The organism is Photorhabdus hindustanensis, assembly GCF_002968995.1.
Lineage (GTDB): Bacteria > Pseudomonadota > Gammaproteobacteria > Enterobacterales > Enterobacteriaceae > Photorhabdus > Photorhabdus akhurstii.
Window position 1 is genome coordinate 19,915 of the sequence record NZ_PUWT01000064.1, and the last position, 7,764, is coordinate 27,678.

Here is a 7,764-nt window from a genome sequence, read left to right on the forward strand (position 1 = left end):
TTATATGAACTCTTTACTTAAAAATAGTCACTATGTGGTAGCTGAATTACATTGGATTTATCCCCATTTGGAACGTATCGATCTGTTATTACAGCGCTACTATTATCAAAAGAGGGAAAGGTACGATTCATTACCGGAGAGTTTTTTACTTAATGAGGATAAGGTAGAGGAATATTTGTTACAACCGCAGGGCTTTCCTCATTGGCTATTTGAGGAAGGTGACGTTATTATTCATCCGAAAACCGAGGAACACTTTACCTCTGATTTATTGTCTTTATTGGTTGAACGTTTTGAACTCACAGAATTTGAGCGTGATGCTTTATTACTCGGTTTATTGCCACATTTTGACAGCCGTTATCATGCATTATTTGCCGCTCTGAATGGTAACAGTAAAAAACAGTGGCCCAATTTTGCTTTAGCAATTGAATTATTTAGTCAACGCCAAAGTGACTGGCAATTCCTGCAAAACAGTTTTTTACCACACGCTCCGTTAATCAATAACCAATTATTACGGCTCAATAACCACGAAGAACCTATTTGGTTACAAACGCAATTTTTAACCCACAGCGCCGTTTGGCATTTTTTATCAGGACAACAGGTAATTTTGCCTCCCCTAATAACTTGTGCTTATTGGCATTATCCTGTTTCACGCCTTTGGTATCCGCCAACCCTTTGTCATTCACTTGAAAAGATATTATTGAAAGAAACTGATGAAATTCGTCCGCTGGTGATACTGAAAGGAAAACAGGGCAGTGCCAGAGAGTTAGCAGTCAGCACTATTATGGCGTTTCACAGAATCAGCACTTTAATCTTGAATTTAGCTCGATTACCAGAGGAAGAGAACTCAACTGTAATAGTTAATTTGTTAGCAGATGCAGTGAGAGAAGCACGGTTACATAATGCTTGTTTATTAATTCGCAATTTTTCTTTGCTTGCAGAGGAAAAGAAAATATTGAATAACGCATTATCCGTTTTATTAAATCAACCAAGATTACGGGTGGTTTGTTTGGTAGAGCCGGGAGATGCATTAGTTTGGATTAAACATCTGCCAATGGTACAAATAGAGATGTCGGTAGCTACGCTGGTGGATAAAGAGTCTATGTTGAAAGAATATTTACCGGATAATACCGCTCAGAGGATTAATATTGCTCAATTGTGCCAGCGTTTCTCATTTACCGCAGAAACCTTGCCATTAATTCTAAAAGAAGCTTATCGATATCAAATATTACGGCAACCGGATGGTCAATTAGAGGAAATAGATTTACGTAAAGCATTAAGTTTCCGTGCTCAACAGAACTTAGGTAAATTGGCTAAACGAATAACGCCAACGCGTAATTTTAATGACTTAGTAGTTTCTGATGAATTAGCTCAACAATTGAAAGAAATTATCGCGGCAATTAATTACCGTGACCAGATTTTGAGTGCTGGCTTTCAGGAGAAAATAGGCTATGGTACCGGTATTAGCGCACTATTTTACGGTGAATCGGGAACGGGTAAAACGATGGCCGCAGAAGTGATTGCCGGGCATCTTGGCGTTGATTTGATTAAAGTCGATCTCTCTACCGTGGTGAATAAATATATTGGTGAAACGGAAAAAAATATTGCTCGTATTTTCGACCTGGCTGAGACGGATTCCGGGGTACTGTTTTTCGATGAAGCCGATGCACTATTTGGCAAACGCAGTGAAACCAAGAATGCTCAGGATAGACATGCTAATATTGAAGTTTCTTATCTGTTACAACGGCTGGAGGATTATCCGGGATTGGTGATTTTAGCTACTAATAACCGTAGCCATTTGGATAGCGCTTTTAATCGCCGTTTTACCTTTATTACTCATTTTACTTATCCTGACGAAACATTACGTAAAAAAATGTGGCAAACCATCTGGCCTGAACAACTGAAATTATCCGACGAAATTGATTTTGCACATTTGGCTAAACGGGCTGATTTGACTGGGGCTAATATTAGAAATATTGCCCTATTAGCATCAATATTAGCCGCAGACAATAATAGTGAAAAAATTGAGCATCAACATATAGAGCGGGCGGTTATTCTCGAATTAAATAAGAGTGGTAGACTGATTTTTTAAATGCTTATCAAATTTGGAGTCGATATGAAAGATATCATTGAACCTAATAATGCTATTGTGGAAGTTAATAACGCATTAAAAGATATTCTATCTCAATATTTAAATAATATTGATATTCGTTTTGATTTGCCGGAGATAAATTCGATTCCATCGAAGCCGACAATAAGTGTATTTCTCTATGATGTACATGAAGATTTGCAATTACGCTCTGCTGAACCAAAGCGTTATAATCCTGTGACTAATTTATTGTTACCGGGGTGGGTCAATATTAATTATAATTATTTGATTACTTACTGGCATTCGAATAAACCCTCAGTTGATGGCAGTAGCCCGGATAGCCAGCCTGATAATCAAGCTGCAAAAATAATGACTTCTGTTTTGAACGCATTGATTAATCATCGTCAATTACCAAAAATTCCTGGTGCTTACACCAGAGTTATTCCGCCGCAGGAGAATTTAAATAGCTTGGGTAATTTTTGGCAGGCTCTTGGTAATCGTCCAAGACTCTCTCTATTATATTCAGTTACCGCACCGGTAGAACTTCAAGATATTAAAAATACAATAGAGCCAGTTATGGAAATTTCCCATTCTGTGAATCAAAAATTGAATCCTACTAGTTCACAAATAAGCCAAGCTTTGTTAGCAGAATTATGTACTGATTTAGGTGGCACAGAAGATGTGCGTTTGGCGCTAACTAAAGTGAATCTAATAACTAAACCAGTCTTATCGGTTGTAGACAATAATGATAAGCAAGAAAATGAAAAAATTATTCTTGAGGTTTCAGGCATTACTTTTTCAATCTATTGTTCTGAAATAAAGGAGATTCTTTCAAGATGGGTAAACAGCCGTAAAGCGGTTGTTAAGATAAACGGCATAGGTATTATTGTTGATAAAGTAGATTCTAATAAATTAATTAGCATTTAGAAATAATCACTTAATTAATTACCCATAATAAGATGGCAAGTAGTAGAAGATAACAATATTTTTATTGATTGCTTTATATAAAAACATCTTGTTGCTAGGAGTGTTTTAGCCTATATATTACTTACTTATAACTCTTGGGTGATAATATTATGCCAATCAGCGACTTTGCAAAAAAAATTGAAACTCGTGCCGGAAAAGATAAAACATGTGAAAATATAGAAACCGGTAATCATCTGGAAATAGGGCTTTCTACTGGCTTATCAAGAACAAAGGATAGATCAAAGTTAAAAAAACATAATATAAATGCCGTAAAATTGATAGATGATATTATCGCACTACATAATGATCCAAAAGGAAATAAATTACTTTGGAATGATAATTGGCAGGATAAAATCACTGATCGGGGCTTGGCAACTATATTTAAGGCAATTGATGAAATTGTTTCTGAATTCGGTGGTATTGAACCCTATCAAGAAATAGTTGGGGTAAATCCTTATGATCCTACTGAGCCCGTTTGTGGTTTATCCGCCCAAAACATATTTAAATTGATGACTGAGGGGGAACATGCTGTTGATCCAGTAAAAGCGGCCCAGACAGGAAAAATAGATGGCAATGAATTTGCTGAAAGAGTTGATCAACTCAGTAGTGCAAAAAATTATGTTGCATTGGTTAATGATCGTCGACTGGGGCATATGTTTTTAATTGATATCCCATCCAATGACCAGGAAACAGTGGGATATATCTATCAATCAGATTTAGGAGAAGGGGCATTACCTCCGCTGAAAATAGCAGATTGGTTAAATTCCAGAGGAAAAGATCCCGTTAATCTTAATAAATTAAAAATATTATTAAGTCATAAGCTTAATCTATTATCTGACGATGAAAAGAGAGCGTTAATTTCAGAGACGCTTGATATACATAAAGATGTATCTAATATTAAGTTAGATAGAGTGAAGAGAGATCAAGGCGTGGACATTTATTTAACCGAATACGATGTTAATGATTTTTATGAAAATATTGAAACATTAAAATCTAAACTTGATAATTATGATAGAAAATTTAGTAAACCAGAGTGAATTGTATTATTCAAATATTTATATTAGGATTGCGAAAATAATATTAGGTAAATCAAAATATTAGATGTAATAAATTTAACCAATATAGTGGAGTGGGCCTATTAATGTTAAAACATGCTAATCCTCAAACAATATCCACACAACGTACTAGAAATAGTGCCACGCAGTCGCCATTATCAAGTTCTTCTGGTGGACATCTTGAGTTTTTAAATAATGAGAGTGAGTCTGGGGAAGGTTATAAAAGCAGGCAAACCAAAGGATTGAAGCAATTTCTTGCGGATAGAAGCCTTAATAAGGGATATATTTCCCCGTTGAGGAATAAAGGGTTATTGGTGGGGAGTGAAGAGGCGCCAATTAACGTGCCTGTCGTGGCCCATCGTTATGACAGTAATCGGGAGCTTGCACAGGCAATACCTTTGAGAAATAACGTTCCCCGTCAGGAAAATCCTTTTCATGATGTTGTGATGGGATTTCTTGGTGATCAAGTTACATCATCAGAATCGGGTTCAGGAGCGATAGGAGTGCATTGGGGAAAAAATACGCTGGACCCCAATATTACCGGGATTAATGTGGTGAATGGCGCATCGGGAACCGTGGGGATTAGAATTGCTTTGAAGGATATTCAGGCGGGGCATCCGGTTATTGTTACGTCTGGCGCATTGAGTGGTTGTACTATGGTATATGCCGTGAAGGATGGCTATTTTTTTGCTTATCATACGGGACAGAGACCCGGAGATAATGAATGGAAAACAGGTCGGCAGGGTGTTGTTGCTACTTATGAGAGCCATAAAGCCCTTTCGCCGGACAGCGAGCCGATGACGGTTGGCGAACAGAATAACGATCTGGTGAATATATTTGCAAAGTATGATCAGAGTGTTATTACCTATATGGGCAAACCGGGCGTTGTGATTGATAATACGGTAGAAAATGTTGGCGTTTTTAACTATGACGAAAAGAAGCCTGAAAAACCTGCTATTAGGGCTGGCTATAGTTATGCTCTGTTGGCTAGGGATGATAAAGGAAAGATGAATGTCAAAGTATTGTCAGAAGATGCTACTGTTTCACCCGGCAAGAAAGGTAATACTATTGAGGTCATTAATTCATTCAAAAAACGGTTGCTATAATATCGTAGATTTTTTTAATAGCTTTTTTATTTAAATTTAGCAATATTTTTTACTATCTGATTTGTCAGAAATTGATTGATTTATTTTGTAGATCGAAAAAAAACAGGGCAATGTTGTTTGGCATAAAATAATAATATCAGGTATCACAAGTTCAGCCATTATAGAGAGAGTAGAAATGTTCAAGAATGATATTCGCGAAAAAGCAGTTACATCTGGTAAAAGCAAAACTTCGAATGAAGGGTTGTTGGATGCATTACATTTGGAATTACCTGATGTAAAAGCAGTTATGTCAGCTTATAAGAAACAGATTCCTGAATTTGGTGATTTTAATAGAAAAACGCAATTAATTCTCAATGCTTCGCAAGAGTTTGGGCAATTGAAACCTGCAAAGCAGCGTAAATTCTTTAAACCGGGTTTAAAAAAGGATGGTGTTTCTGATGGAAATTTCATTTATTCAAAAAAATCTCTGCAAGATTTCGCTGCTCATGCAGGATATGTGCATAATGGTGATTATGACGATGAATTTGTTAATTTTAAGGATAATGATAGAAATTTAGCGAATGGAAGATTATTCCCGGGTATTAGCTTGATTAAACGTCCGAAATTATCAATAGTAAAAGATAAAGAAGCATGGAAAATGCAACAAAGTGACGAGGCAGAAGCTTATAAGGTTACTGATATTGAAGCCTTTATTTCAGGGATAAGAGAGATGTATGGTGAGGAAAATCCTTTGCATCCAGTAATAGAATCTTTGATCAGAAATCATATTATTAATAATCACTATGTATTACCGACGATGGCAGGTATTGCTGGTTTGCACGCAGAGGTACAGGCACTGAATAATTTATTAACTTTAGAAGATGAAAGGGAAGGGAAAGCTGTTGGAAGTCGGAAAATAGGGGAATATATGCGGGATATGTTGCAATCATCTATTTTTACTCAGCGGTTAACAACAAAACAAGCTGGAGATGATTTTGCCGCTTGTCATAATTGTTCGGGGATATTGTCATCACCGGTCAATGTTATTACCGGCAAAGTGCAAAGTGCAGGAAGTAATTTTTCATCAACATTATCTCGATATAAAAAATCGCAAGAATCACCAATATAAAATAAGATCTTTTTTATGCCTGAGTATTTCACTTCTCAGGCATATTACTTGCTTCTTATTAAACTTTTTATGCTAAGATTGGTTTAATAGGAATTAATTATTTTTCATGGTTTCGAGTATCCAATTATTGAAAAAACTGACCTTAGTAAACTGTTCTGCTGGCTTTAACAGTGAACGAGAGACTAATCCAGAAACCAAATAGTCGTTGTTATTTGTTTTAACCATTAATGGCCCGCCTGAATCTCCGCCGCCGACACCGCCATTTGGATTGCCGGAACAAATATTTATTTTGGGATCATAATTTGTATCAGGATATCCTGGGGGGACTTCGATACATTTCTTATCATCAAGAATATGTTCATTGGTTTTCATTAATATATCTGGAGTTAATGCGCTTTCCGTCCTGCCAAAACCAATAACCGTTAATTCTGTACCAACGGGTAGTTCAATGTTTTCGTTTATTCCATTGAGTTTTGCAAATGCGTTACTATGAGTATCTCGGTTGAGCTTAATTAACGCTATATCATATTGTCCTCGTTTTCGTGCTTCTTTTTTTGTTCCCGTTTTATATTGAGTATTTTCTGGCGATGTAAACCAATTTGGATGAATAATTATTTTCTCAATATCAACTTTATCTTTATATATTGGTGTCGGTTTATACCTTTCTAATCCTACATAGATTGTGGATTTAATATTATCATCTTCAACACAGTGAGCTGCTGTTAAAACCCAACGTTTATTGATTAATATAGAGCCACAATGATGCCCTTCAATGTTTCCATCTTTTGTATTAAGTGCCGAATAGAATGGGAATTCATTCGATGCGGCAGGCTCACCGTTTATTATCTCTATTTCTTCGGCGCTATATGCCATCGATGAGAATGAGAGCGTGCTGATAAAAGCCATAATGAAAAGCAATTTTTCTTTCATAATATAATCCTTGTATAATACGATGATAGAGATAAAATTCCATCATATACTATATCAATACGGCCTGGCAGAATAACAATTATGTGCATATTTATACCTCATTTATAGTTAATGGGTTTTTATTATTTAAAATCGAATTAAATAAATGTTTGTTATTGAGTGACTTGGGGTTTTACAATATGGGTAAGGTTATTTTAATATTATTAACAAGCAAGTGTGGGTAATCTTATATCTTATTGTTTAATTGGATTGTATTAAATAAGATTTCATAATAGTGCTACACTCATTTTTTGTCTTCCTGGTTTTTGCTGTGATGAAAACGATGCCAAAAAGGCATCAACATAATTAAGCAACTGCCACATAAATTGACAACGGTGATTTCGCGTTATTGTCTCATGGAGCGATTGCCATAACCGTTCTATTTTATTTAGCCACGGTGAATAGACCGGTAAAAACAACAGGGTAAATTTGGGATGTCGTGCCAGCCACTCCTTTACCTTCTGACTTTTATGA

7 protein-coding genes are annotated in these 7,764 nt (G+C 36.0%); 5 read left to right on the plus strand and 2 right to left on the minus strand.

The window, feature by feature from the left end:
- The first annotated feature begins 4 nt into the window (after positions 1–4).
- The 5 genes from C6H66_RS20455 (at position 5) to C6H66_RS20475 (ending at position 6,321) form a co-directional block, all read left to right on the plus strand.
- Positions 5–2,089, plus strand: a complete 2,085-nt coding sequence (locus C6H66_RS20455; protein WP_105396552.1) for an ATP-binding protein — start codon at positions 5–7, stop codon at positions 2,087–2,089.
- A 24-nt stretch (positions 2,090–2,113) separates the two neighbouring features.
- Positions 2,114–3,013, plus strand: coding sequence for a Pvc16 family protein (locus C6H66_RS20460; protein WP_105396557.1), 900 nt, complete (start codon positions 2,114–2,116; stop codon positions 3,011–3,013).
- Between the two features lie 149 nt (positions 3,014–3,162).
- On the plus strand, positions 3,163–4,089 hold the full coding sequence (locus tag C6H66_RS20465) for a cycle-inhibiting factor (RefSeq protein WP_248000759.1): 927 nt from the start codon (positions 3,163–3,165) through the stop codon (positions 4,087–4,089).
- A gap of 104 nt (positions 4,090–4,193) precedes the next feature.
- Positions 4,194–5,213 carry a cytotoxic necrotizing factor Rho-activating domain-containing protein gene (locus tag C6H66_RS20470; RefSeq protein WP_105396554.1) on the plus strand — a complete coding sequence of 340 codons (1,020 nt, stop codon included), beginning with the start codon at positions 4,194–4,196 and terminating at the stop codon, positions 5,211–5,213.
- A 175-nt stretch (positions 5,214–5,388) separates the two neighbouring features.
- Positions 5,389–6,321, plus strand: a complete 933-nt coding sequence (locus C6H66_RS20475; protein WP_105396555.1) for a YwqJ-related putative deaminase — start codon at positions 5,389–5,391, stop codon at positions 6,319–6,321.
- 93 nt (positions 6,322–6,414) lie between these two features.
- Here the strand turns inward: C6H66_RS20475 and C6H66_RS20480 are convergent, their stop codons facing one another.
- Together C6H66_RS20480 and C6H66_RS20485 are read right to left on the minus strand one after the other, a co-directional pair.
- Positions 6,415–7,251, minus strand: a complete 837-nt coding sequence (locus C6H66_RS20480) for a S1 family peptidase (protein ID WP_105396556.1) — start codon at positions 7,249–7,251, stop codon at positions 6,415–6,417.
- A gap of 266 nt (positions 7,252–7,517) precedes the next feature.
- The coding region (locus tag C6H66_RS20485) for a transposase (RefSeq protein ID WP_181150251.1) at positions 7,518–7,764 on the minus strand (247 nt) is incomplete at its 5' end.

Excerpts from the sequence above, each read along its gene's own strand:
- C6H66_RS20455 (WP_105396552.1), top strand. The coding sequence starts at position 5 with ATGAACTCTTTACTTAAAAATAGTCACTATGTGGTAGCTGAATTACAT.
- C6H66_RS20460 (WP_105396557.1), top strand. The coding sequence starts at position 2,114 with ATGAAAGATATCATTGAACCTAATAATGCTATTGTGGAAGTTAATAAC.
- C6H66_RS20465 (WP_248000759.1), top strand. The coding sequence starts at position 3,163 with ATGCCAATCAGCGACTTTGCAAAAAAAATTGAAACTCGTGCCGGAAAA.
- C6H66_RS20470 (WP_105396554.1), top strand. The coding sequence starts at position 4,194 with ATGTTAAAACATGCTAATCCTCAAACAATATCCACACAACGTACTAGA.
- C6H66_RS20475 (WP_105396555.1), top strand. The coding sequence starts at position 5,389 with ATGTTCAAGAATGATATTCGCGAAAAAGCAGTTACATCTGGTAAAAGC.
- C6H66_RS20480 (WP_105396556.1), bottom strand. The coding sequence starts at position 7,251 with ATGAAAGAAAAATTGCTTTTCATTATGGCTTTTATCAGCACGCTCTCA.